Raw genomic sequence first — 22,358 nt, 5'->3', positions numbered from 1 at the left:
ACTGCGTGAGTGCCCCCGGTAGGATTCGAACCTACGCACCCGCCTCCGGAGGGCGGTGCTCTATCCCCTGAGCTACGGGGGCCTGTTGGCCTGTCGGTCGCTCGCGCTTCCGACGTGGAGAACACTACCAGGCTTCGGACGCGGCCCGTGCACGGGTTTCCCCGAAGATCGTCGCGGCGGCCCGGCGGGCGGGGGAGCGGAAGTGCCCAAAGGCCGGACGGGGCGGCGGGGCCGCCGATACCCTCGGTGAGGTGTCGGGAGTGTCCGGGCGGGTCCTCGTGGTGGACGACAGCGAGGTGATCCGCCAGCTGATCAGGGTCAACCTGGAGCTCGAAGGCTTCGAGGTGGTGACCGCCGCCGACGGCGCCGAGTGCCTGGAGGTCATCCGCCGGGTGCAGCCGGACGTGGTGACGCTGGACGTGGTGATGCCGCGGCTGGACGGCCTGCGGACGGCGGCCCGGCTGCGCGCCACCCCGGACACCAGCCGGCTGCCGATCGCGATCGTGAGCGCCTGCACCCCGGCGGACCTCGACCTGGGGGAGACGGTCGGGGTGGACGGCTACCTCGGCAAGCCCTTCGATCCGGCCGACCTGGTGGCCCTGGTGCGACGCCTGATGCGGCTCACCGGGCACCCCGGCGGGCCGCCCGGCGAAGAGGCCGGCGCAGAGACCGGCGAGCAGGCCGGCGACAGGGCCGGTGAAGCCGCCGCGGCAGTTCGCCCTGAGCGAACAGAGCGCACCGATCGCGGCTGAGACCCCGTAACGACGGCACCCCGGCGTCTCAACCGGTAAACCGAGTGGCGGGCGGGCACCCCGTCTCGCCTACGCTTGGCGTCGTGACCCCCGCAGACCTTTCCCAGGCAATCCAGGCCGCAGTGAGCTCCGCCGTCGAGGCGGGCGAGCTGGCCGTCGCCGTGCCCGAGCACGTGACGGTCGACCGGCCCAAGAACCGGGACCACGGCGACTACGCGACGAACGTGGCCCTCCAGCTCGCCAAGGCGGCCGGCAAGCCGCCGCGAGCCGTTGCCGAGCTGCTGGTCGAGCGACTGCGAGGGATCACCGGCGTCGCCAAGGTCGACATCGCCGGTCCGGGCTTCCTGAACATCACCCTGGACACCGCCACCGCCGGTGCGCTGGCGCGCACCATCGTCGAGGCGGGCGAGGCCTACGGCCGCAACGACGCCCTCGGCGGCCTGAAGATCAACCTGGAGTTCGTCTCCGCCAACCCGACCGGCCCGATCCACATCGGCGGCGTCCGCTGGGCCGCCGTCGGCGACTCGCTGGCGCGCGTGCTGCGGGCCTCCGGCGCCGACGTCACCACCGAGTACTACCTCAACGACGCCGGTGTGCAGATCACCAAGTTCGCCGCCTCGCTGCAGGCCGCCGCGAACGGCCGCGAGGTGCCCGAGGGCGGGTACGTCGGCGAGTACATCGTCGACATCGCCAAGGCGCTCACCGACGCGGTCCCGGGCGTGCTCGACCTGCCCGAGGACGAGCAGCTGCAGGTCTTCCGCACCGAGGGCCTCAAGCTCATGGTGTCCGAGATCCAGCGCTCGATGGACGAGTTCGGCACCCACTTCGACGTGTGGTTCTCGGAGAAGACGCTGCACGACTCCGGCGCGGTCGAGAAGGCCATCGACCGACTGCGCGAGCAGGGCCACGTCTTCGAGCAGGACGGCGCGGTCTTCCTGCGCACCACCGACTTCGGTGACGACAAGGACCGCGTCCTGATCAAGGCCGACGGCGACAAGACCTACTTCGCCGCCGACGCCGCGTACTACCTGTCCAAGCGGGACCGCGGCGCCGAGGTCGCGCTCTACATGCTGGGCGCCGACCACCACGGCTACGTCAACCGCCTCAAGGCCATCTCGGCCTGCGCGGGCGACGACATGAACCGCAACATCGAGGTGAAGATCGGCCAGTTCGTGAAGATGCTTCGCGACGGCGAAGAGGTCCGCATGTCCAAGCGGGCCGGCAACATCATCACGATCGACGACGTGGTCGAGTGGATCGGCGTGGACGCCGCCCGCTACACCCTGGCGCGCTCCTCCACGGACTCGACGATCACGCTGGACATCAACCTGCTGACCAGCCAGACCAACGAGAACCCGGTCTTCTACGTCCAGTACGCGCACACCCGGATGTGCGGTGTGGCGCGCAAGGCCGCCGAGCTGGGCGTGGACAAGGGCACGGTCGAGCAGTTCAAGCCCGAGCTGCTCGCCACCGAGTGGGAGTCCGACGTGCTCGGCCACCTCGCGGAGTTCCCGCGGGTGCTGGCCACGGCCGGCGAGCTGCGCGAGCCGCACCGGGTCGCCGTGTACCTGGAGAAGCTCGCGGGCAAGTACCACCGCCTGTACGAGAACTGCATGTTCCTGCCCAAGGGCGACGAGGAGCTCAACGACACGCACCGCGCCCGCCTCTGGCTGGTCGAGGCGACGCGCACCGTGCTCGCCAACGGCCTCACGCTCCTGGGCGTGACGGCGCCCGAGCGGATGTAGGCACCACCCCCAAGCGCACAGCGGGGGCGGCTGACGGTCAACGTGGACCGTCGCCGCCCCTCGCCATAGGTCTCGAAGGATCTACGAAGATGAGCCGCTCCGCACACCCGGCAGGCCCCCGCCACGGCGATGTCCTGCCCGAGGGCCACTACCAGGCCCCGCCCGCCGACCTGAACGCGCTCGACCCCAAGGTCTGGTCGCGCACCGTCGCCCGCGACGCCGAGGGCGTGGCCACCGTCGGCGGCGTCGACGTCAAGCGGCTGGCCGCCGAGTTCGGCACCCCGGCCTACGTGCTGGACGAGGAGGACTTCCGCTCCCGGGCGCGCGCCTGGCGGGACGCCTTCGGCACCGAGGCGGACGTCTACTACGCCGGCAAGGCGTTCCTCTCCAAGGCCGTGGTGCGCTGGCTGCACGAGGAGGGCCTCAACCTCGACGTGTGCAGCGCGGGCGAGCTGGCGGTCGCGCTGGCCGCCGGGATGCCGCCGCGGCGGATCGCGCTGCACGGCAACAACAAGTCGACGGACGAGCTCGAACACGCGGTGAGGACCGGCGTCGGGCACATCGTGGTCGACTCCTACGACGAGATCGAGCGCCTGGCCGCGATCGCCGCCCGCCAGGGCGTGCGCCAGCAGGTGCTGATCCGGATCACCGTCGGCGTCGAGGCGCACACCCACGAGTTCATCGCCACCGCGCACGAGGACCAGAAGTTCGGCCTGTCCCTCACCGGGGGCGCGGCCGCCGAGGCGGTGCGCCGGGTGCTCGGCCACGACAGCCTGGAGCTGCGCGGCATCCACTCGCACATCGGCTCGCAGATCTTCGACATGGCCGGCTTCGAGGTGGCCGCCCGCCGGGTGGTCGGCCTGCTGGCCGGGATCCGCGACGAGCACGGCGTCGAGCTGCCCGAGATCGACCTCGGCGGCGGCCTCGGCATCGCGTACACCAGCGAGGACGACCCGCGCGAGCCGGCCGAGATCGCGGCCGCGCTGGCCGACATCGTCCGCCGCGAGTGCGCCGCCGCGAACCTGGACACCCCCCGGCTGAGCGTGGAGCCGGGCCGGGCGATCGTGGGCCCGACGGCGTTCACGCTGTACGAGGTCGGCACCGTCAAGCCGCTGGAGGGCCTGCGCACCTACGTCAGCGTGGACGGCGGGATGTCCGACAACATCCGCACCGCGCTGTACGACGCCGAGTACTCGGTGGCCCTGGTGTCGCGCACCAGCGACGCCGAGCCGATGCTGGTGCGGGTGGTCGGCAAGCACTGCGAGTCCGGCGACATCGTCGTCCGGGACGCCTTCCTGCCGGCCGACCTGGCCGCCGGCGACCTGATCGCGGTGCCCGCCACCGGCGCCTACTGCCGTTCGATGGCGAGCAATTACAACCACGCCCTCAAGCCCCCCGTGCTCGCCGTCAAGGACGGTGCGGCACGGGTGATCGTCCGGCGCGAGACGGAGGAGGATCTCCTGCGTCTGGATATCGGATGACGAAATCCTTGTCTCAGATCATGGAACGACCGTAGATCCGTACGGAAAGTCCCGGAGACTGGTACGGACCGAAGTTCCCGGCGGTCCAGGAAAACCCGCCGGAAATTACCGAAGCTGATGAATGCAGAGCGGAGTCGGATGATGCGTACGCGCCCGCTGAAGGTGGCGTTGCTGGGTTGTGGTGTGGTGGGCTCCGAGGTGGCGCGCATCATGACGACGACGGCCGACGACCTCGCCGCTCGCATCGGTGCTCCGGTCGAGCTGGCCGGGATCGCGGTCCGCCGCGCCGGGCGGACCCGCCCGGGCGTCCCCGAGCACCTGATCACCACCGACGCCGAGGCCCTGGTCAACCGGGGCGACATCGACGTGGTGGTCGAGGTGGTGGGCGGCATCGAGCCGTCCAAATCGCTGATCCTGTCCGCCTTCGGGCAGGGCGCCTCGGTGGTCAGCGCCAACAAGGCGCTGCTCGCCAAGGACGGCACCGAGCTGCACGCCGCGGCCGCCGGGGCCGGGGTGGACCTGTACTACGAGGCCGCGGTGGCGGGCGCGATCCCGCTGCTGCGTCCGCTGCGCGAGTCCCTCGCGGGTGACAAGGTCAACCGGGTGCTGGGCATCGTCAACGGCACCACCAACTTCATCCTCGACAAGATGGACACCACCGGCGCCGGTTACTCGGAGGCGCTGGAGGAGGCCACCGCGCTGGGCTACGCCGAGGCCGACCCGACGGCCGACGTCGAGGGCTTCGACGCCGCCGCCAAGGCCGCGATCCTGGCCGGCATCGCCTTCCACACCAAGGTCACCGCGGCGGACGTCTACCGCGAGGGCATCACCGAGGTGACCGCGGCCGACATCGCCTCCGCCAAGGAGATGGGCTGCGTGGTCAAGCTGCTCGCGATCTGCGAGCGGGCCGCGGACGGCGAGTCCGTCACCGCGCGCGTCCACCCGGCGATGATCCCGCTGTCGCACCCGCTGGCCTCCGTCCGCGAGGCGTACAACGCGGTGTTCGTCGAGGCCGAGGCGGCCGGCCGGCTGATGTTCTACGGCCCGGGCGCGGGCGGTTCGCCGACCGCCTCCGCGGTGCTCGGCGACCTGGTCGCGGTCTGCCGCAACAAGCTGGCCGGCGCCACCGGTCCCGGTGACTCGGTGTACACCCGGCTGCCGGCCAAGCCGATGGACGAGGTCGTCACCCGCTACCACGTCAGCCTGGACGTGGACGACCGCGCGGGCGTGCTCGCGCAGGTCGCGTCCGTCTTCGCCGAGCACGGCGTCTCCATCGACACCGTGCGCCAGCAGGGCCGCGACGGCGACGCCTCGCTCGTCGTGGTCACCCACCGTGCCACCGACGCCGCGCTGTCGGCGACGGTCGACAAGCTCCGCGCGCTGGACAGCGTGCGGGACGTGGCCAGCATCATGAGGGTCGAAGGGGAATAAGGAACCAGCCATGAACGCCGTTGCCGAGAACGTCGTCCGAGGCGCGCACACCCACCAGTGGCGCGGCCTGATCGAGGAGTACCGGGACCGCCTGCCGGTCACCGCGGCCACCCCGGTGGTCACCCTGCTGGAGGGCGGCACGCCCCTGGTCCCCGCCCAGGTGCTCTCCGAGCGCACGGGCTGCGAGGTCTACCTCAAGGTCGAGGGCGCCAACCCGACCGGTTCCTTCAAGGACCGCGGGATGACGATGGCCATCTCCAAGGCCAAGGAGGAGGGCGCGCAGGCGGTCATCTGCGCGTCCACCGGCAATACCTCGGCCTCCGCCGCCGCGTACGCGGTGCGGGCCGGGATGGTCTCCGCGGTGCTCGTCCCGCAGGGCAAGATCGCCCTCGGCAAGATGGGCCAGGCGCTGGTGCACGGCGCCAGGATCCTGCAGGTCGACGGGAACTTCGACGACTGCCTCACCCTTGCGCGCGAACTGTCCGAGAAGTACCCGGTGGCGCTGGTCAACTCGGTCAACCCGGCGCGGATCGAGGGCCAGAAGACCGCGGCCTTCGAGATCGTCGACATGCTCGGCGACGCCCCGGACATCCACGTCCTGCCGGTCGGCAACGCGGGCAACATCACCGCGTACTGGAAGGGCTACCGCGAGTACGCCGCGGACGGCCTCGCCACCCGCACCCCGCGGATGTGGGGCTTCCAGGCCTCCGGCTCGGCCCCGATCGTGGACGGCGCGCCGGTGCTCAAGCCGCAGACCATCGCCACCGCGATCCGGATCGGCAACCCGGCCTCCTGGGACTTCGCGCTCGCCGCGCGGGACGAGTCCGGCGGCCTCATCGACAAGGTGACGGACCGTCAGATCCTGTCCGCCTACCGGCTGTTGGCCTCGCAGGAGGGCGTCTTCGTGGAGCCGGCCTCGGCCGCCTCGGTGGCCGGTCTGCTGGCCAAGGCGGAGGCCGGTCTGGTCGACCCGGGCCAGCGGATCGTCTGCACCGTGACCGGCAACGGCCTGAAGGACCCGGACTGGGCGGTGGCCGGCGCGCCGCAGCCGCAGATCGTCCCGATCGACCCGGAGGCGGCCGCCCGCAGCCTCGGGCTGCTCGACCGGTAACGGGCGCCGGCACGTCGACGGGCCGACCCTTTCGGGGGTCGGCCCGTCGGAGTTCCCGACTGACACTTTTGTGTCAATTGGGCTGCGCATTGCGATCCGTTTCCACCCCTCCCTTTGACGGAGGGGGGTGTGCATTCCGGCCAGAACCGGCAACACACCAGATCGAAGGCCCACGGGGTGTACCGCTGGGGAACCTCTCTTCGATACTCTGGCCTCGGCCGTGCGGCACATGCCCCGGGCCCGGCGGGTCCGGGCCGCGCCGACCGTCGCGACCGCCCGCCCCCCGAGGGGCCGCGGTCCGTTCCCCACCCTCGCACCGACGACGCGCTCCGCGCCGCCCGATTTCCCCAGGAGAGTCCACCGCATGGCCGGTCCTGCGTTCCGTGCCGCCGCCGTCCGGGTCAGGGTTCCCGCGACCAGCGCCAACCTCGGCCCGGGCTTCGACGCCTTCGGGCTCGCGCTGGGTCTGTACGACGACGTCGTCGTCCGGGTCGCCGACTCCGGCCTCTCCGTCGACATCGCCGGTGAGGGCTCCGACACGCTGCCGCGCGACGAGCGCCACCTGCTGGTCCGCTCGATGCGCGCCGCCTTCGACCGGCTCGGCGGCCAGCCGCGGGGCCTCGAAGTGGTCTGCGCCAACCGGATACCGCACGGCCGCGGCCTCGGCTCCTCCTCGGCCGCCATCTGCGCCGGCATCGTGGCCGCCCGCGCCGTGACCATCGGCGGCCCGTCCGCGCTGGACGACGACGCGCTGCTGGCCCTCGCCTCCGAGCTGGAGGGCCACCCGGACAACGTCGCGGCCTGCCTTCGCGGCAACTTCACCATCGCCTGGACCGACGAGGAGTCGGCCAAGGCGGTCGCGCTGGAGCCGTCCGAGCAGGTCGTCCCGGTGGTGTTCGTACCGGCCGGCGAAGTGCTCACCGAGACCGCGCGCGGACTGCTGCCGAGGACCGTCCCACTGGCCGACGCGGCCGTCAACGCCGGCCGCTCCGCACTGCTGGTGGAGGCGCTGACCAGGCGCCCCGAGCTGCTCCTCGCCGCCACCGAGGACCGGCTGCACCAGGACTACCGCGCCTCCGCGATGCCGGACAGCGCCGCCCTGGTCGGCGCGCTGCGCGCCGAGGGCGTCCCCGCGGTCATCTCCGGGGCCGGCCCGACCGTCCTGGCGCTGACCGACGAGGCGGGCGCCGACAAGGTGCTCTCCTTCGCCGGGCACCACGGCCACGGCGGCGACCCGGCGTTCGCCGCGCACCGGCTGGACGTCGACCGCACCGGGGCCGTCGTGCTCCCGCTGGACGTCTGAGCAGCCCGAACGGGCCGCTCGGGACCCGGCGCCGGCACCCTGCCGAGCCGGGTCCGGCGGACACGATTGGCAAGCGCAAGGCTGGGGAATGTCTGAGGGGGTCGGTAGTGTTAACCTCATTGCTGCACCAGGTGCCCTCCGGGGCTAGGTGCGCCGCGTCCCGATCCCAGCACTCCACGGCAGTGGAGTCCCGGCGATGCACGGGGCGACGATTCTCCGGGAGCCCACCGCAGCGCGTACGCAGCCTGCCTGCGCGACACGCGGCCGCATCCCGAAGCCGTGACGGCACCTGACTCCCACCCGCGGCCTCCCACCTTGAGGCCAGGACGGGCGGAGCGCGGGCCACCGTCACGCGACGGGGGCCCGGGATTCGCAGGGAGCGTGGGGGTTACGCCCTCAGGGGAGGTCGACACACGACCGGCCCACGCGCCACTCAGCACCACCGTGCTTCAAGCACCGCACCTCGTACGTAGCTCTCCCTCGACGGGCTCCCGCCATTCGAGGGATCACCGCCTCGGACCGACGCAGTCGAGCGTTGGTCAGGACAGCACAACCGGTCGCCGAGCCAGACAGGCCGACGTCCGCTCCAGGGAAGGACCCTTAGTGAGCGACTCCACCGATCTGATGGGCGCGCGCCCGGACGCCGAGGCGTCGGACGCAGCCGCCGCCCCCGCTGCCCCGGCCCGGCGCCGCCGCAGCGCCGCCGCGGGCCTGGACGGCATGGTCCTGGCCGAGCTGCAGAAGCTCGCCGCGGACCTTGGCATCACCGGTACCGGACGCATGCGCAAGAGCCAGCTGATCGAGACCATCAAGGAGAAGAGCGGCGGGGACCCGCTGCTCGCCGCCGGTGGCACCGCCCCGGCCGCCAAGCGCACCGCCGCCAAGGCGGACGCCGAGGCCCCGGCCGAGAAGCCGGCCCGCCGCACCAAGGCCGCCGCCAAGACGGCCGAGGCTCCGGCCGCCGCCGAGCCGCAGGCCCAGATCGAGATCCCGGTCCAGGCCGCCGCCGAGACCGCCGCGCCCGCCCGTACCGAGCGCACCCGCCGCCGGGCCACCTCGGCCGCCGGCGCGCCCACCGCCCCGGTCGCGGAGGCCCCGGCCGAGGCCGCCACCGTCGCGGTCGCCGAGCCGAAGCAGGCCGAGGCCCGCCCGGCCGAGACCCGCGGCTTCGAGGGCCGTGAGGACGGCCGTGAGAGCCGTCGCGACCGCCGTGAGCGGCGCGAGCGCCGCGAGGGCGGCGAGCGCACCGAGCGTACGGAGCGCACCGAGCGTCAGGAGGCCGGCGAGGCCCAGGACGCCGACAGCCGCGAGTCGCGCCGCGACCGCCGCAACCGCCGCGAGCGCACCGACCGCACCGACCGCCAGTCCCAGCAGGGCGGCGGCCAGCAGCAGGGCGGCCAGGCCGACCAGCAGGGCCGCCAGACCCAGCAGGCCCAGCAGCCGCAGATCCAGCAGGGCGGCTACGAGGACGACGAGTTCGGCGACGGCCGCCGCGGCCGGCGCGGGCGCTACCGCGACCGCCGTGGCCGTCGCGGCCGCGACGGCTTCGAGGCCGGCCCCGCCGAGCCGCAGATCGGCGAGGACGACGTCCTGATCCCGGTCGCGGGCATCCTCGACATCCTCGACAACTACGCGTTCGTGCGCACCTCCGGCTACCTGCCGGGCCAGAACGACGTCTACGTCTCGCTCGCCCAGGTCCGCAAGAACGGCCTGCGCAAGGGTGACGCCATCACCGGCGCGGTGCGCCAGCCCAAGGACGGCGAGCGCCGCGAGAAGTTCAACGCCATGGTGCGGCTGGACTCCGTCAACGGCATGGACCCGGAGAGCGGCCGCGGCCGCCCCGAGTTCAACAAGCTCACCCCGCTCTACCCGCAGGAGCGGCTGCGCCTGGAGACCGACCCGGGCGTGCTGACCACCCGGATCATCGACCTGGTGTCGCCGATCGGCAAGGGCCAGCGCGGTCTGATCGTCGCGCCGCCGAAGACCGGCAAGACCATGGTGCTCCAGGCGGTCGCCAACGCGATCACCCACAACAACCCCGAGTGCCACCTGATGGTCGTCCTGGTCGACGAGCGTCCGGAAGAGGTCACCGACATGCAGCGGTCGGTGAAGGGCGAGGTCATCTCCTCGACCTTCGACCGCCCGGCCGAGGACCACACCACCGTCGCCGAGCTGGCCATCGAGCGCGCCAAGCGCCTGGTCGAGCTGGGCCACGACGTGGTCATCCTGCTGGACTCGATCACCCGTCTCGGCCGCGCCTACAACCTGGCCGCGCCGGCCTCCGGCCGCATCCTGTCCGGTGGTGTCGACTCGACCGCGCTGTACCCGCCGAAGAAGTTCTTCGGTGCCGCGCGCAACATCGAGAACGGCGGCTCGCTGACCATCCTGGCCACCGCGCTGGTCGAGACCGGCTCGCGCATGGACGAGGTGATCTTCGAGGAGTTCAAGGGCACCGGCAACATGGAGCTCAAGCTCGACCGGAAGCTCTCGGACAAGCGCATCTTCCCGGCCGTCGACGTGGACGCCTCCAGCACCCGCAAGGAGGAGATCCTGCTCGGCAGCGAGGAGTTGGCCATCGTCTGGAAGCTGCGCCGGGTGCTGCACGCGCTCGACTCGCAGCAGGCGATCGAGCTGCTCCTGGACAAGATGAAGCAGACCAAGAGCAACGCCGAGTTCCTGATGCAGATCGCCAAGACCACCCCCGGCTCCAACGACTGACCGTAGCCGGACGGTTGTCCACGCACGGAACCCCGGATCGCGCGAGCGGTCCGGGGTTCCGTGCGTCCGGCCCGGTTTGTTCCAGAGTCGGGACAACTTGAGGGCGTTTGGATCATGTTGTCCGATTTACTCTGGACCGTATGGCCGAACACAAGAGGGTTCCAGGGCGCCGCCGCAGAGTCCTGCGGACGGCCGCCTGCGCGTTCGTCGCGCTCGTCGTCCTCGGCGCCGGCGCGGCCCTCTTCGCCTGGTTCAGGCTCAACGGCAACATCAAGAGCGTCGACATCGACGCCCGGCTCGGCGACGCCCGGCCGCCGGCCGCCACCGACGGCTCCTTCAATATCCTGGTGCTCGGCTCCGACTCGCGCGGCGGCGACAACGGCTCGATCGCGGGCGGGGAGACCGGCGACACCGCCCGCTCGGACACCGCGATGGTGGTGCACATCAACCAGGACCACTCCCGCGCCCAGGTCGTCTCGATCCCGCGCGACACCCTGGTCACCCGCCCCGACTGCACCGACCCGAGCGGCCGGACCGCGCCCGGCGCCAAGCGCGCGATGTACAACAGCGCCTTCGAGAGCGGCGGCGCGGTCTGCGCCGTCAAGACCACCGAGCAGCTCACCGGGCTGCGGATGGACCACTACCTGCAGATCGACTTCGCCGGCTTCGCCCGGGTCGTGGACGCGATGGGCGGGGCCACCGTGACCACCACGGTGGCCATCCACGACAAGGACAGCGGGCTCGACCTGCCGCCCGGCGAGCACCACCTGGACGGCCGGCAGGCACTGGCCTTCGTGCGCACCCGGCACGGCGTCGGCGACGGCAGCGACCTCGGCCGGATCGAGCTCCAGAAGCAGATGGTGAAGTCGCTGCTGCAGCAGGTCGGGGGGAACGGGATGCTCACCAACCCGGTCAAGCTGTGGTCGATCGGCGACACCGTGACCAGGAGCATCACCACCGACTCCGCGCTCGGCTCGGTGAACTCGCTGGTCGGGCTCGCCCAGGAGCTCAAGGGGATAGGCCCGGACCAGCTGAGCATGGTCACCCTGCCGGTGGAGACGGCCCCCGGCGACCCGAACCGGGTGGTCGAGCAGCAGCCGCAGGCCGGGCAGGTCTGGGGGGCGCTCAGGGCCGACCAGGCGTTCCCGTCGGCGGTCGTCTCCGCGCAGCCGGAGAACCCCGCCCAGGCGGCTCCCACGGCCGCCCCCTCGACGGCCGCACGGGATGCCGGGAAGGCCACCCCGAAGTCCACCCCGAAGGCCGGAACGGCGCACTGAGGGGCGCCCGGAATATCCCGGAACGCGACCCGGTTTGGGAAGATGCGGCCGGTCCTGGCAGACTGGTCCGTCGGTCCCGGTTCACGTGCGGCGCTCCAGCCGCCGACCCGGTGCCCTCCCGAAACCTAGGAGAACCCCTTGAAGCCCAACGTTCACCCCGAGTACGTGGTCACCCGTGTGACCTGCACCTGCGGTGCCGAGTTCACCACCCGCTCGACCGAGACCAGTGGCGAGATCCGCGCCGAGGTCTGCTCGCAGTGCCACCCGTTCTACACCGGCAAGCAGAAGATCCTCGACACCGGTGGCCGCGTGGCCCGCTTCGAGGCCCGCTTCGGCAAGCAGCACAGCGCGAAGGCCTAGCGCTCCCTCGGCGCCGGTTCCCGGTGCCCCCGTACTCGTTGTCGGGGGCGCTGGGGGCCGGCGCCGTTCGCGTCCCCCCGCGAGTTCCCCACCCCCCACACGTTTCCGAGTCCCCGGGAAGAAGGCCACCCCATGTTCGAGGCAGTCGAAGAGCTCCTCGTCGAGCACGCCGACCTCGAAACGAGGCTGGCCGACCCGTCCGTCCACGCCGACCAGAACAACGCCCGCAAGCTGGCCAAGCGGTACGCCGAGCTGACCCCGATCACCCGGGTCTACCGGCAGTGGCGGCAGGCCGGCGAGGACATCGAGGCCGCGCGCGAACTCGCCGCCGAGGACCCGGAGTTCCTCGCCGAGGTGAAGGACTCCGAGGCACGCCGGGACGAGCTCACCGAGGAGCTGCGGCTGCTGCTGGTGCCGCGCGACCCGAGCGACGACAAGGACGTCATCCTGGAGATCAAGGCGGGTGAGGGCGGCGAGGAGTCCGCGCTGTTCGCCGGCGACCTGCTCCGGATGTACCTGCGCTTCGCGGAGCGGGTCGGCTGGAAGACCGAGCTCATCGACTCCAACGAGTCCGACCTCGGCGGCTACAAGGACGTCTCGGTGGCCGTGAAGACCAAGGGCAGCACCGAGCCCGGCCAGGGCGTCTGGGCCCGGCTGAAGTACGAGGGCGGCGTGCACCGCGTGCAGCGCGTCCCCGCCACCGAGTCGCAGGGCCGCATCCACACCTCCGCGGCGGGCGTGCTGGTCACCCCCGAGGCGGAGGAGGTCGAGGTCGAGATCGTCGCCAACGACCTGCGGATCGACGTCTACCGCTCCTCCGGCCCCGGCGGCCAGTCGGTCAACACCACCGACTCCGCGGTCCGGATCACCCACCTGCCGACCGGTATCGTGGCGTCCTGCCAGAACGAGAAGAGCCAGCTCCAGAACAAGGAGCAGGCGATGCGCATCCTGCGTTCGCGGCTGCTGGCCGCCGCGCAGGAGGAGGCCGAGCGGGAGGCCTCGGACGCGCGCCGCAGCCAGGTCCGCACGGTGGACCGCTCCGAGCGGATCCGCACGTACAACTACCCCGAGAACCGCATCTCGGACCACCGCACCGGATTCAAGGCGTACAACCTGGACCAGGTCCTGGACGGCGACCTGAACGCGGTGATCCAGTCCTGCGTCGACAAGGACGCGGCGGCCAAGCTCGCCGCGGCCCAAGAGAACTGAGACCGGCGCGCCCCAGCCCGCGTTTCGCCCGGAGCCGGAGAAACAAGAGGTCGTACGGATGAACCTGCTGCTCGCCGAGGTGGCCCAGGCCACCCAGCGGTTGGCCGCGGCCGGCGTGCCGTCGCCGCGCTTCGACGCGGAGGAGCTCGCCGCCTACGTCCACAACGTCAAGCGCAGCCAGCTGCACACGGTGAAGGACGCCGACTTCGACGCCCGCTACTGGGAGGCCGTCTCCCGCCGCGAGGCGCGCGAGCCGCTCCAGCACATCACCGGGCGGGCGTTCTTCCGCTACCTCGAACTGGAGGTCGGCCCCGGGGTGTTCGTGCCCCGGCCGGAGACCGAGACGGTCGTCGAGTGGGCGATAGACGCGGTGCGCGACATGGACGTGGCCGAGCCACTGGTGGTGGACCTGTGCTCCGGCTCCGGCGCGATCGCCCTCGCCCTGGCCCAGGAACTGCCGCGCTCGACCGTGCACGCCTTCGAACTGGACGAGGGCGCGCTGGAGTACACCCGGCGCAACATCGAGGCCAGCCCGGACCGCGCCCGGGTCACCCTGCACGCCGGTGACGCCACCAGGGCCTTCGAGGACGACCGCTCCTGGGACGGCCGCTTCGACCTGGTCATCTCCAACCCGCCGTACATCCCGCTCACCGAGTGGGAGTACGTCGCGCCGGAGGCCCGCGACCACGACCCGCAGATGTCGCTGTTCTCCGGCGAGGACGGCCTGGACACCATCCGCGGCATCGAGCGGGTCGCGGCCCGACTGCTGCGCCCGGGCGGCGCGGTGGTCATCGAGCACGCCGACCAGCAGGGCGGCCAGGTGCCGTGGATCTTCAACGAGGAACACGGCTGGACGGACACCGCCGACCACCGCGACCTGAACAACCGGCCGCGCTTCACGACCGCCCGGAGGGTCGGGTCGTGAACAGTCGGGCGCAGTACGACCGCCCGGAGGGTCGGGTCGTGAAGAATCGGGCGCAGTACGACCGCCCGGAGGGTCGGGTCGTGAACACCAAGCGCTGTACGACAGCGCGCAAGGCCGCGCTGTGACCACAGTGGCGGCCGTAGTGACTGCCATGAGCCACTCCGGAAGGGGACCGCACCGATGAGCCGCCGCTACGACTGTGCCGATGCCGGGGACCGCGCCACCGGTCTGCGCGAGGCCGCCTCGGCCGTCCGCCGCGGCGAACTCGTCGTGCTGCCCACCGACACCCTGTACGGGGTCGGTGCGGACGCCTTCTCCCCGGAGGCCGTCGCCGAGCTGATGGCCGCCCGGGGCCGTGGCCGCAATACGCCCTCGCCGGTGCTGGTCGGCTCGCCGACCACCCTGCACGGTCTGGTCACCGACTTCTCCGAGCAGGCCTGGGAGCTGGTCGACGCCTTCTGGCCCGGCGGGCTCACCCTGGTCGCCCGGCACCAGCCCTCGCTGCGCTGGGACCTCGGCGACACCCGCGGCACCGTCGCGGTCCGGATGCCGCTGCACCCGGTCGCCATCGAGTTGCTGAACGCCACCGGCCCGCTGGCCGTCTCCAGCGCCAACCGGATCGGCGGGACGCCCCCGCTGACCTGCGACGAGGCCCAGGCCCAGCTCGGCGACGCGATCTCGGTCTACCTGGACGGCGGGGCGGCCGAGGACTCCGCCACCTCGTCGATCGTCGACGTCACCGGCAAGGTCCCGGTCCTGCTGCGGGCCGGTGCGATCAGCGTCGAGCAGCTGAGGGAGGTCGTCCCCGACCTGGAGGCCGGCAGTTGACGCCCACCGCCTCGCTCCACGCCGGGCCCGGCATAGCGCCGTACCTGAGCGTGGGCCCCAGGCCGCTGGACCACTTCCGGATCCTGTTCGTCTGCACCGGGAACATCTGCCGCTCGCCGATCGCCGAGCGGCTGACCCGGCGTGAGCTGGACACCCGGCTGAGCCCCCGGGTGGCCGGGCGGATCCTGGTCGAGAGCGCCGGCACCTGGGGCCACGAGGGCGCGCCGATGGAGGACCACGCCGCGACCGTGCTCGACGAGTACGGCGCCGACAGCGGGGGCTTCACCGGCCGCGAGCTGCTGGACGAGCACGTGGTCGAGGCCGACCTGGTGCTCACCGCGACGCTGGACCACCGCGCCCAGGTGATCTCGATGGGTCACGAGGCGGGGCTGCGCACCTTCACGCTGAAGGAGTTCACCCGCCTGGTGCGGACGATAGACCCGGGCACCCTGCCGGACCCCCGGCGCGGCGCCGATGTCACCGAGCGGGCCCGCGCGCTGGTCCGGGCGGCCGCCGCGCTGCGCGGCTGGCTGTTGGCCGCCACCCCGGAGTCGGACGAGCTGGACGACCCGTACGGGGCGCCGATCGGCATGTTCCGCAACTGCGGCGAGGAGATATTCCACGCGGTCGACCCGGTGGTCACCGCGCTCACCGGCGTCCCCGCGCCGCGCTGACGTCCCCGCGCCGCGCCGATGGCCCGCGGGCGTGCGCCGAGGCGCTGAATGGGGCTGTCCGGCCGTGGCTCGGCGGGCCGGGCGCGGTCGGCGGTCCTACGCTGGGTGACACAGTCCCCGCAGCGCCCGGGAGCCCCGCCATGACCGTCACCGATGCCGCGACCGACCCCACCACGACGACCGGGCGCCCCTGGGCGTCCGAGGCGCTGCACCGGGCCGATCCGCAGCTGGCCGACCTGCTGGCCGCGGAGGCCGAGCGGCGCGCCGAAACGATCCAGCTGCTGGCGGGGGAGAACCTGACCACCCCCGCCGTCCTGGCGGCGCTCACCGGCCCGCTGATCGACAAGTACGCCGAGGGCTACCCGGGCCGCCGGCACCACACCGGCTGCGCGCTGGCGGACGCCGCCGAGCTGCTGGCGATCGACCGGGCCCGTGAGCTGTTCGCCGCCCCGCACGCCAACGTCCAGCCGCGGTCGGCGACTTCGGCGATGCTGGCGGCGTACGCGGCGCTGCTGCGGCCCGGCGACGGAGTGCTGGCGATGTCGCTGGAGCACGGCGGCCACCTCAGCTGCGGCTCGCGCGCCAACTTCTCCGGGCGCTGGTTCGCCTTCACCGGCTACGGCGTGCGCGAGAGCGACGGGCTGATCGACCTCGACCAGGTCCGCGACCTGGCCCGGGAGCACCGCCCCAAGGCCATCGTGGCGGGCTCGATCTCATACCCCCGGCACCCGGACTGGGCGGCGTTCCGGGAGATCGCCGACGAGGTGGACGCCTATCTGATCGCCTCCGCCGCGCAGACCACCGGGCTGATCGCGGCCGGGGTGGCGCCCTCCCCGGTGCCGTACGCGGACGTCACCGTGGCGGCCACCCACAAGCTCCTGCGCGGTCCGCGCGGCGGGCTGCTGCTGTGCACCGCGCAGCTGGCCGAGCGGATCGACCGGGCGGTGTTCCCGTTCAGCCAGGGCGGCGCGGCGATGAACGAGGTGGCCGGCAAGGCGGTGGCCCTCGCGGAGGCCTCCGGGCCCGCGTACCGGGCGTACGCGCAGCGGACGGTGTCCGGGGCGCGGGCGCTCGCCGGCGGGCTCGCGGAGGCCGGGATGCGCCCGCTGACGGGCGGCACCGACACCCATCTGGTGACCGCCGACGTGAGCCCGCTCGGGGTGACCGGAGCGGAGGCCGAGCGGCGCTGCGCGGCGGCCGGGCTGCTGCTCGGCAAGTGCGCGCTGCCGTACGACCCGGCGCCGGCCGCCGAGGCCTCCGGCATCCGGCTGGGCACGGGCACGGTGACCAGCCAGGGGATGGGGGAGCCCGAGCTGACGGAGATCGCCGGGCTGATCGCGCGGGTGCTCGCCGGGGGCGCGGTCGCCCCCGCCGCGGCGCGGGTCCGGGAGCTGGCGCTGGCCTTCGCCGACCGTGGCTGACGGAGGTTCTCCGCGGGTATCCGGATCTCCTACCCGGGAGGGCGAACCGCGATGCACGGTCCCGGCGTCCGACTCAATAAGGTGTGTGCCGTGGCGACGCACCTCGAACCCCGGGAAGGCAGGGGAGTACCTTCGGTACTTCCCCGTTCGACAGTGATGCAGGAGGCCAGTGGTGCGTGAGTATCTGCTGGTGCTGTTCTGCACCGCCGCCGTCACCTACCTGCTGACCGGCCCGGTCCGGAAGTTCGCCATCGCGGCCGGCGCCATGCCGCCGGTGCGCGCCCGCGACGTGCACCGCGAGCCCACGCCACGGCTCGGCGGAATCGCGATGTTCGGCGGACTGTGCGCGGGCATCCTGGTCGCCTCCCAGCTCGACAACCTGAGCAAGGTGTTCTCGCAGGGCACCGACATCCGCGCGCTGCTGTCCGGCGCCGGGATCATGTTCCTGCTCGGGGTCCTCGACGACAAGTGGGGCGTGGACGCGCTGGTGAAGCTCGGCGGCCAGATGATCGCCGCCGGCGTGATGGTCTGGCAGGGCGTCACGGTGATCACCCTCCCGGTGCCCGGTGTCGGCCCGGTCGCGGTCAGCCCGACCCAGGGCATGGTCATCTCGGTCACCCTGGTCGTCGTCATGGTGAACGCGGTGAACTTCATCGACGGCCTGGACGGCCTGGCCGGCGGCATGGTCTGCATCGCCGCGATGGCCTTCTTCCTGTACAGCTACCGGCTCTGGTACGGCTACACGATCACCGACGCGGCCCCCGCCGTGCTGTTCAGCGTGCTGCTGATCGGCATGTGCCTGGGCTTCCTGGCGCACAACATGCACCCCGCGCGGATCTTCATGGGCGACTCCGGCTCGATGATGCTGGGGCTGATGCTGGCCGTCGCCGCGATCTCGATCACCGGCCGGGTCGACCCGGACCTGATCAGCAACGAGACCGGTTCGCAGACCGCCGCCGTGCACGCCCTGGTGCCGATCTACATCCCGCTGCTGCTGCCGCTGACGGTCATCGCGCTGCCGCTGGCCGACCTGCTGCTCGCGGTGGTGCGCCGCACCTGGGCCGGCCAGTCCCCGTTCGCCGCGGACAAGCGCCACCTCCACCACCGGTTGCTCCAGGTGGGTCACTCGCACAGCCGCGCCGTACTGATCATGTACTTCTGGGCCGCGCTGATCGCCTTCGGTTCGGTGGCCTTCTCGGTGACCAACACCGGCCGCACCGTCGTCCTGACGCTCGCCGGGCTCTGCCTGGTCGGCCTGGTGGTGCTGCTCACCCCGCGGTTCCGGCCGCGCGCCCCGCGGGCGGTGCAGTCCTTCGTCCCCCCGCGCTACCGGCGGCAGCAGAGCGGTCCGATGGCCGAACTGTCGGCGAAGGACAAGCAACTCCTCGGTGAAGCCGGTCGGGACTCCGGCGTGGGCTCCACCGCGGTCGGTCCCCACCACAAGGCCACCGGCCGTCACTGACAAGGGAGTTGAGGGTCCATCCGATGGCGTTCACTCGAATGGCGGATCCGTTGCGCCGTTGGTGTGACAGGTGCCACATATTCATGGTAAAGCTCTCATCAAATAGTTTGTGATACCGTTCACGAGTACCGAGAACACGCCGAAAGACCTGACAGGTGGATGACTTCCGTCCCTGTCGGTCTCCCTCACCGGGCCCGCCGTTTCGATGGGCGGCCCGCGGCGATGCCTCGGTCCGGTGTCACCCGCCACCGCTGTGCCCGTCCCCCGCCACATCGACATGCCGCCGGAGCTGCCGACATGCCGTCCACCGACGCCCGGATCCTCCGAGGCGCCGCGATTCCCACTGCGGCCGCCGGGATCATCGCCATGGCGATCTCCTTCGCCGTCGCCGGCGGGAAGGGCCTGCTCGGTGCCCTCTTCGGCGCGCTGCTCGTGATGGCCTTCTTCGCCTCCGGCCAGTTCGCGCTCGACCGGCTGACCAGGTCGAACCCGCAGATCATGATGGCCGCGGCGCTGCTGGTGTACACCACGCAGATCCTGCTGGTCGGCATCGTGCTCGCGGTCTTCAAGAACACCGATCTCTTCAACCGGCAGGCCTTCGCCTTCACCCTGCTCGGCTGCGCCCTGATCTGGACGGGCTTCCAGGTGCGTGGTGCGCTCAAGGCCAAGACCTTCTACGTCGACCCCGACGCCTCCGAAAAGAAGGGCGACAAGCCCTCCGACAAGGGGCGTCAACAGTGACGAGGCCCAACTGTCCCCCCAACGAGGGGGGCGGTGTTTATGCCGCGCTGACGGGCTGCTATCGTCCGTCGCAACAACGGAGTACGGGAAGAGGCCAGGTCTGTCCGGACAGCGGACCGATCGCCCCCCGGACCCGCGCAGTCTTCGATGATCCCGCTGTGGTGCTGTGCGCCGGCGCGCGGGGTCGGCGAGAAACCCATCAAGTTCCAGTGCCGCTCCGTGGCCGCAGGCCACGCCGACACACCGAGGTTGCCGTATCCATGCGTCACGACGAAGGAGTCCGTGGTGAGTGCTGAACTCACGTCCCTCGCCTCAGGCAGTTGCCACTTCGGGGACGCTGGTTGCGGCTTCCCGGCCCCTGGCCTGAACGAGTTCCAGTTCGAGCCGATCTTCTCCATCGGTAGCTTCGAGTTCAACAAGCCGATGCTGCTGTCGATCATCGTCGCAGCGCTGGTCGTGGTGTTCTTCTGGGCCGCTTTCGCCAAGCCGAAGCTGGTCCCCGGCAAGCTGCAGCTGGTCGGTGAGATCGGCTACGACTTCGTCAAGCGCTCCATCGTCCTGGAGACGATCGGCAAAAAGGGCGAGAAGTACGTCCCGATGCTGGTCTCGATGTTCTTCTTCGTATGGCTGCTGAACATCATGTCGGTCATCCCGTTCGCCCAGTTCCCGGTGACGGCGGCGATCGCGTTCCCGGCCGGCCTGGCCGCGGTCGTGTGGGTCACCTACATGACGCTGACCTTCAAGAAGCACGGCTTCGTCGGCGGTCTCAAGAACCTCTGCTGGCCCTCGGGCATCCCCGGCTGGGTCATGTTCATCCTGGTGCCGATCGAGTTCTTCTCGAACATCTTCGTGCGCCCCTTCACGCTCGCGGTCCGAGCCTTCGCGAACATGTTCGCCGGCCACCTGCTGATCGTGATGTTCTCCATCGCCTCCTGGTACCTGCTCAGCCCGACCCTGGGCGCGCTGTACGGTTCGGCCTCGTTCGTCGTCGCCGTCGGCCTCACCGGCTTCGAGCTGCTGGTCCAGTTCCTGCAGGCCTACATCTTCGTGATGCTGGCCAGCAGCTACATCGCCGGTGCCCTGGAAGAGGCGCACTGAGCCAGGGGCCCACGGCCCTCCTGAACCACCCCCCGGAACGCCCGGTGGCCAATCACCACCGGTACACCATCCCCGCAAAGGACACATTGCAATGAGCATGCTCGCTGAGGTCGGCGTCTACGGTTCCGTCGCTTCGATCGGCTACGGCCTCGCCGCGATCGGCCCCGGCATCGGTGTCGGTCTCATCTTCGGCAACGGCGTCCAGGCCATGGCCCGCCAGCCCGAGGCTGCCGGCCTCATCCGCTCCAACATGTTCATCGGCTTCGCGCTGACCGAGGCGCTCGCCCTCATCGGCATCGTCATGCCGTTCGTCTTCGGCCAGGGCCCCAAGTAATCCCCGCCGTAGACCATTCGAGGAAGGTCCAGATATGACCATCGCGGCTCACCTCGCGGAGGAGGGGGAGATCATGAACCCTCTCCTGCCCGCATGGCCCGAGATCATCATCGGCCTGCTCTGCTTCTTCATCGTCTTCGGTCTGCTCGGCAAGAAGCTCCTCCCCAGCATCGAGAAGGTGCTGTCGGAGCGCCGGGACGCGATCGAGGGCGGCATGGAGCGCGCCGAGGCCGCCCAGGTGGAGGCCCAGGCCCTGCTTGAGCAGTACCGCGCCGAGCTCGCCGAGGCGCGCCACGAGGCTGCCCGCATCGTCGAGCAGGCTCGCGAGCAGGGTGCCGCCCAGCTCGCCGAGATGCGCGAGGAGGGCCAGCGCCAGCGCGAGGCCATCGTCGCCGCCGGTCACGCCCAGATCGAGGCGGACAAGAAGCAGGCCACTGCCGCCCTGCGTCAGGACGTGGGCTCGCTGGCGACCCAGCTGGCGTCCCGCATCGTGGGCGAGTCCCTGGAGGACCACGCCCGGCAGAGCGGCGTCATCGACCGCTTCCTGGACGAGCTGGAGGCCAAGGCCGCCGTTGCTCAGGGTGCGGCCAAGTGATCGGCGCCAGCCGTGAGGCCCTCGCTGCCGGCCGGCAGAACCTGGAGAGCCTGACCGACTCCACCTCGGTGGACGCGGCCAAGCTCGCCGAGGAGCTCACCGCCGTCACGGCCGTGCTGGACCGTGAGGTGTCGCTGCGCCGAGTCCTGACGGACCCGTCCCGGTCCGGCCAGGACAAGGCCCAGCTGGTCACCTCGCTGCTGACCGGCCAGGTCTCCGGCGAGGCCGTCGACCTGGTCTCCGGCCTGGTCCGCTCCCGCTGGTCGGGCTCGCGCGACCTGGTGGACGCGACCGAGCAGCTCTCCGCGTACGCGGAGATCATCGCCGCGGACAAGGCCGGCGCCCTGGACGACGTCGAGGACGAGCTCTTCCGCTTCGGCCGGGTGGTGAGCGGCGCGCACGAGCTGCGTGCCGCGCTGACCGAGCCGAAGGCCGGAGCCGTCGCGAAGGCCGAGCTGATCAAGAAGCTGCTCGGCGGCCGCGCCAACGCCGGCACCGTCCGGCTGGTCACCGCCCTCGTCAACGCGCCGCGTGGCCGTAGCCTGGAGCAGGGCCTCGAGTCCTACTCGAAGCTCGCCGCCGCACGCCGTGGCCGCGTGGTGGCCCTGGTCACCACCGCGGTGCCGCTGTCGGACACCCAGAAGGAGCGCCTGTCCGGTGCTCTGGGCCGGATGTACGGCCGCCAGGTCCACCTGAACATCGACGTCGACCCCGAGGTCGTCGGCGGCGTCCAGGTGCAGATCGGCGACGAGATCATCAACGGCACCGTGTCGAGCCGCCTCGAAGGCGCTCGCCAGTCGCTCGAAGGCTGAGCACCGAAGCAGCACATCCGACCCTCGGTCGGGAAACCGGCTCCCCAAGGAGCCGGCACATCGTACGGCCGGTTCGGAAGA

General features: G+C 71.5%; 20 protein-coding genes and 1 tRNA gene. 20 read left to right on the top strand and 1 reads right to left on the bottom strand.

The window, feature by feature from the left end:
* Positions 1-10 precede the first annotated feature (10 nt).
* Positions 11-82 (bottom strand) — tRNA-Arg (locus ACFWJ4_RS01800).
* Positions 83-260: 178 nt separating this feature from the next.
* Between ACFWJ4_RS01800 and ACFWJ4_RS01795 the strand changes: the two genes are divergently transcribed.
* The 20 genes from ACFWJ4_RS01795 to ACFWJ4_RS01700 all read left to right on the top strand — a co-directional run bounded on the left by ACFWJ4_RS01795 (position 261) and on the right by ACFWJ4_RS01700 (position 22,277).
* A complete protein-coding gene (locus ACFWJ4_RS01795) occupies positions 261-752 on the top strand; it encodes a PleD family two-component system response regulator (protein WP_380538274.1) in 492 nt (163 codons plus the stop codon).
* 83 nt (positions 753-835) lie between these two features.
* Complete coding sequence (gene argS, locus ACFWJ4_RS01790) at positions 836-2,497, top strand: arginine--tRNA ligase (RefSeq protein WP_380538239.1); 1,662 nt, start codon at positions 836-838, stop codon at positions 2,495-2,497.
* 89 nt (positions 2,498-2,586) lie between these two features.
* Positions 2,587-3,978: a diaminopimelate decarboxylase gene (gene lysA / locus ACFWJ4_RS01785; protein ID WP_380538237.1), complete on the top strand. Its 1,392-nt coding sequence runs from the start codon at positions 2,587-2,589 to the stop codon at positions 3,976-3,978.
* Between the two features lie 138 nt (positions 3,979-4,116).
* Positions 4,117-5,409, top strand: coding sequence for a homoserine dehydrogenase (locus ACFWJ4_RS01780; protein ID WP_359899981.1), 1,293 nt, complete (start codon positions 4,117-4,119; stop codon positions 5,407-5,409).
* Between the two features lie 10 nt (positions 5,410-5,419).
* The gene (gene thrC / locus ACFWJ4_RS01775) at positions 5,420-6,520 is read left to right on the top strand and encodes a threonine synthase (protein WP_380538235.1); all 1,101 of its coding nucleotides are present in this window, start codon (positions 5,420-5,422) and stop codon (positions 6,518-6,520) included.
* Positions 6,521-6,884: 364 nt separating this feature from the next.
* On the top strand, positions 6,885-7,823 hold the full coding sequence (thrB, locus tag ACFWJ4_RS01770) for a homoserine kinase (protein ID WP_359899979.1): 939 nt from the start codon (positions 6,885-6,887) through the stop codon (positions 7,821-7,823).
* Between the two features lie 603 nt (positions 7,824-8,426).
* Positions 8,427-10,541: a transcription termination factor Rho gene (gene rho, locus ACFWJ4_RS01765; protein WP_380538234.1), complete on the top strand. Its 2,115-nt coding sequence runs from the start codon at positions 8,427-8,429 to the stop codon at positions 10,539-10,541.
* Positions 10,542-10,681: 140 nt separating this feature from the next.
* Positions 10,682-11,818: an LCP family protein gene (locus tag ACFWJ4_RS01760; protein ID WP_380538232.1), complete on the top strand. Its 1,137-nt coding sequence runs from the start codon at positions 10,682-10,684 to the stop codon at positions 11,816-11,818.
* A gap of 138 nt (positions 11,819-11,956) precedes the next feature.
* The gene (rpmE, locus tag ACFWJ4_RS01755) at positions 11,957-12,178 is read left to right on the top strand and encodes a 50S ribosomal protein L31 (RefSeq protein ID WP_030057539.1); all 222 of its coding nucleotides are present in this window, start codon (positions 11,957-11,959) and stop codon (positions 12,176-12,178) included.
* 132 nt (positions 12,179-12,310) lie between these two features.
* The gene (prfA, locus tag ACFWJ4_RS01750; protein WP_359899973.1) at positions 12,311-13,387 is read left to right on the top strand and encodes a peptide chain release factor 1; all 1,077 of its coding nucleotides are present in this window, start codon (positions 12,311-12,313) and stop codon (positions 13,385-13,387) included.
* A 58-nt stretch (positions 13,388-13,445) separates the two neighbouring features.
* On the top strand, positions 13,446-14,312 hold the full coding sequence (gene prmC / locus ACFWJ4_RS01745; protein WP_359899971.1) for a peptide chain release factor N(5)-glutamine methyltransferase: 867 nt from the start codon (positions 13,446-13,448) through the stop codon (positions 14,310-14,312).
* Positions 14,313-14,492: 180 nt separating this feature from the next.
* Complete coding sequence (locus ACFWJ4_RS01740; RefSeq protein WP_359899969.1) at positions 14,493-15,140, top strand: L-threonylcarbamoyladenylate synthase; 648 nt, start codon at positions 14,493-14,495, stop codon at positions 15,138-15,140.
* A gap of 32 nt (positions 15,141-15,172) precedes the next feature.
* Complete coding sequence (locus tag ACFWJ4_RS01735; RefSeq protein WP_355252781.1) at positions 15,173-15,814, top strand: protein-tyrosine-phosphatase; 642 nt, start codon at positions 15,173-15,175, stop codon at positions 15,812-15,814.
* A 140-nt stretch (positions 15,815-15,954) separates the two neighbouring features.
* Positions 15,955-17,235, top strand: a complete 1,281-nt coding sequence (glyA, locus tag ACFWJ4_RS01730) for a serine hydroxymethyltransferase (RefSeq protein ID WP_380538230.1) — start codon at positions 15,955-15,957, stop codon at positions 17,233-17,235.
* Between the two features lie 172 nt (positions 17,236-17,407).
* Positions 17,408-18,697, top strand: coding sequence for an MraY family glycosyltransferase (locus ACFWJ4_RS01725; RefSeq protein WP_359899966.1), 1,290 nt, complete (start codon positions 17,408-17,410; stop codon positions 18,695-18,697).
* A 297-nt stretch (positions 18,698-18,994) separates the two neighbouring features.
* Positions 18,995-19,438, top strand: a complete 444-nt coding sequence (locus tag ACFWJ4_RS01720) for a hypothetical protein (RefSeq protein ID WP_359899964.1) — start codon at positions 18,995-18,997, stop codon at positions 19,436-19,438.
* 285 nt (positions 19,439-19,723) lie between these two features.
* Positions 19,724-20,536 carry a F0F1 ATP synthase subunit A gene (gene atpB / locus ACFWJ4_RS01715; RefSeq protein ID WP_380538228.1) on the top strand — a complete coding sequence of 271 codons (813 nt, stop codon included), beginning with the start codon at positions 19,724-19,726 and terminating at the stop codon, positions 20,534-20,536.
* A 91-nt stretch (positions 20,537-20,627) separates the two neighbouring features.
* A complete protein-coding gene (atpE, locus tag ACFWJ4_RS01710) occupies positions 20,628-20,870 on the top strand; it encodes an ATP synthase F0 subunit C (RefSeq protein WP_030302757.1) in 243 nt (80 codons plus the stop codon).
* A gap of 34 nt (positions 20,871-20,904) precedes the next feature.
* Positions 20,905-21,465, top strand: coding sequence for a F0F1 ATP synthase subunit B (locus ACFWJ4_RS01705; protein WP_380538227.1), 561 nt, complete (start codon positions 20,905-20,907; stop codon positions 21,463-21,465).
* The gene (locus ACFWJ4_RS01700; protein ID WP_380538225.1) at positions 21,462-22,277 is read left to right on the top strand and encodes a F0F1 ATP synthase subunit delta; all 816 of its coding nucleotides are present in this window, start codon (positions 21,462-21,464) and stop codon (positions 22,275-22,277) included. Before ACFWJ4_RS01705 ends, ACFWJ4_RS01700 begins: the two co-directional genes overlap by 4 nt.
* Positions 22,278-22,358: the final 81 nt, after the last annotated feature.

The organism is Kitasatospora sp. NPDC127067 (genome assembly GCF_042724755.1).
Lineage (GTDB): Bacteria > Actinomycetota > Actinomycetes > Streptomycetales > Streptomycetaceae > Kitasatospora > Kitasatospora lactacystinica.
This window is presented reverse-complemented; position numbering and strand designations above follow the sequence as displayed.

Excerpts from the sequence above, each read along its gene's own strand:
- lysA (WP_380538237.1), top strand. The coding sequence starts at position 2,587 with ATGAGCCGCTCCGCACACCCGGCAGGCCCCCGCCACGGCGATGTCCTG.
- ACFWJ4_RS01780 (WP_359899981.1), top strand. The coding sequence starts at position 4,117 with ATGATGCGTACGCGCCCGCTGAAGGTGGCGTTGCTGGGTTGTGGTGTG.
- thrC (WP_380538235.1), top strand. The coding sequence starts at position 5,420 with ATGAACGCCGTTGCCGAGAACGTCGTCCGAGGCGCGCACACCCACCAG.
- thrB (WP_359899979.1), top strand. The coding sequence starts at position 6,885 with ATGGCCGGTCCTGCGTTCCGTGCCGCCGCCGTCCGGGTCAGGGTTCCC.
- ACFWJ4_RS01760 (WP_380538232.1), top strand. The coding sequence starts at position 10,682 with ATGGCCGAACACAAGAGGGTTCCAGGGCGCCGCCGCAGAGTCCTGCGG.
- prfA (WP_359899973.1), top strand. The coding sequence starts at position 12,311 with ATGTTCGAGGCAGTCGAAGAGCTCCTCGTCGAGCACGCCGACCTCGAA.
- prmC (WP_359899971.1), top strand. The coding sequence starts at position 13,446 with ATGAACCTGCTGCTCGCCGAGGTGGCCCAGGCCACCCAGCGGTTGGCC.
- ACFWJ4_RS01740 (WP_359899969.1), top strand. The coding sequence starts at position 14,493 with ATGAGCCGCCGCTACGACTGTGCCGATGCCGGGGACCGCGCCACCGGT.
- glyA (WP_380538230.1), top strand. The coding sequence starts at position 15,955 with ATGACCGTCACCGATGCCGCGACCGACCCCACCACGACGACCGGGCGC.
- ACFWJ4_RS01720 (WP_359899964.1), top strand. The coding sequence starts at position 18,995 with ATGCCGTCCACCGACGCCCGGATCCTCCGAGGCGCCGCGATTCCCACT.
- atpE (WP_030302757.1), top strand. The coding sequence starts at position 20,628 with ATGAGCATGCTCGCTGAGGTCGGCGTCTACGGTTCCGTCGCTTCGATC.
- ACFWJ4_RS01705 (WP_380538227.1), top strand. The coding sequence starts at position 20,905 with ATGACCATCGCGGCTCACCTCGCGGAGGAGGGGGAGATCATGAACCCT.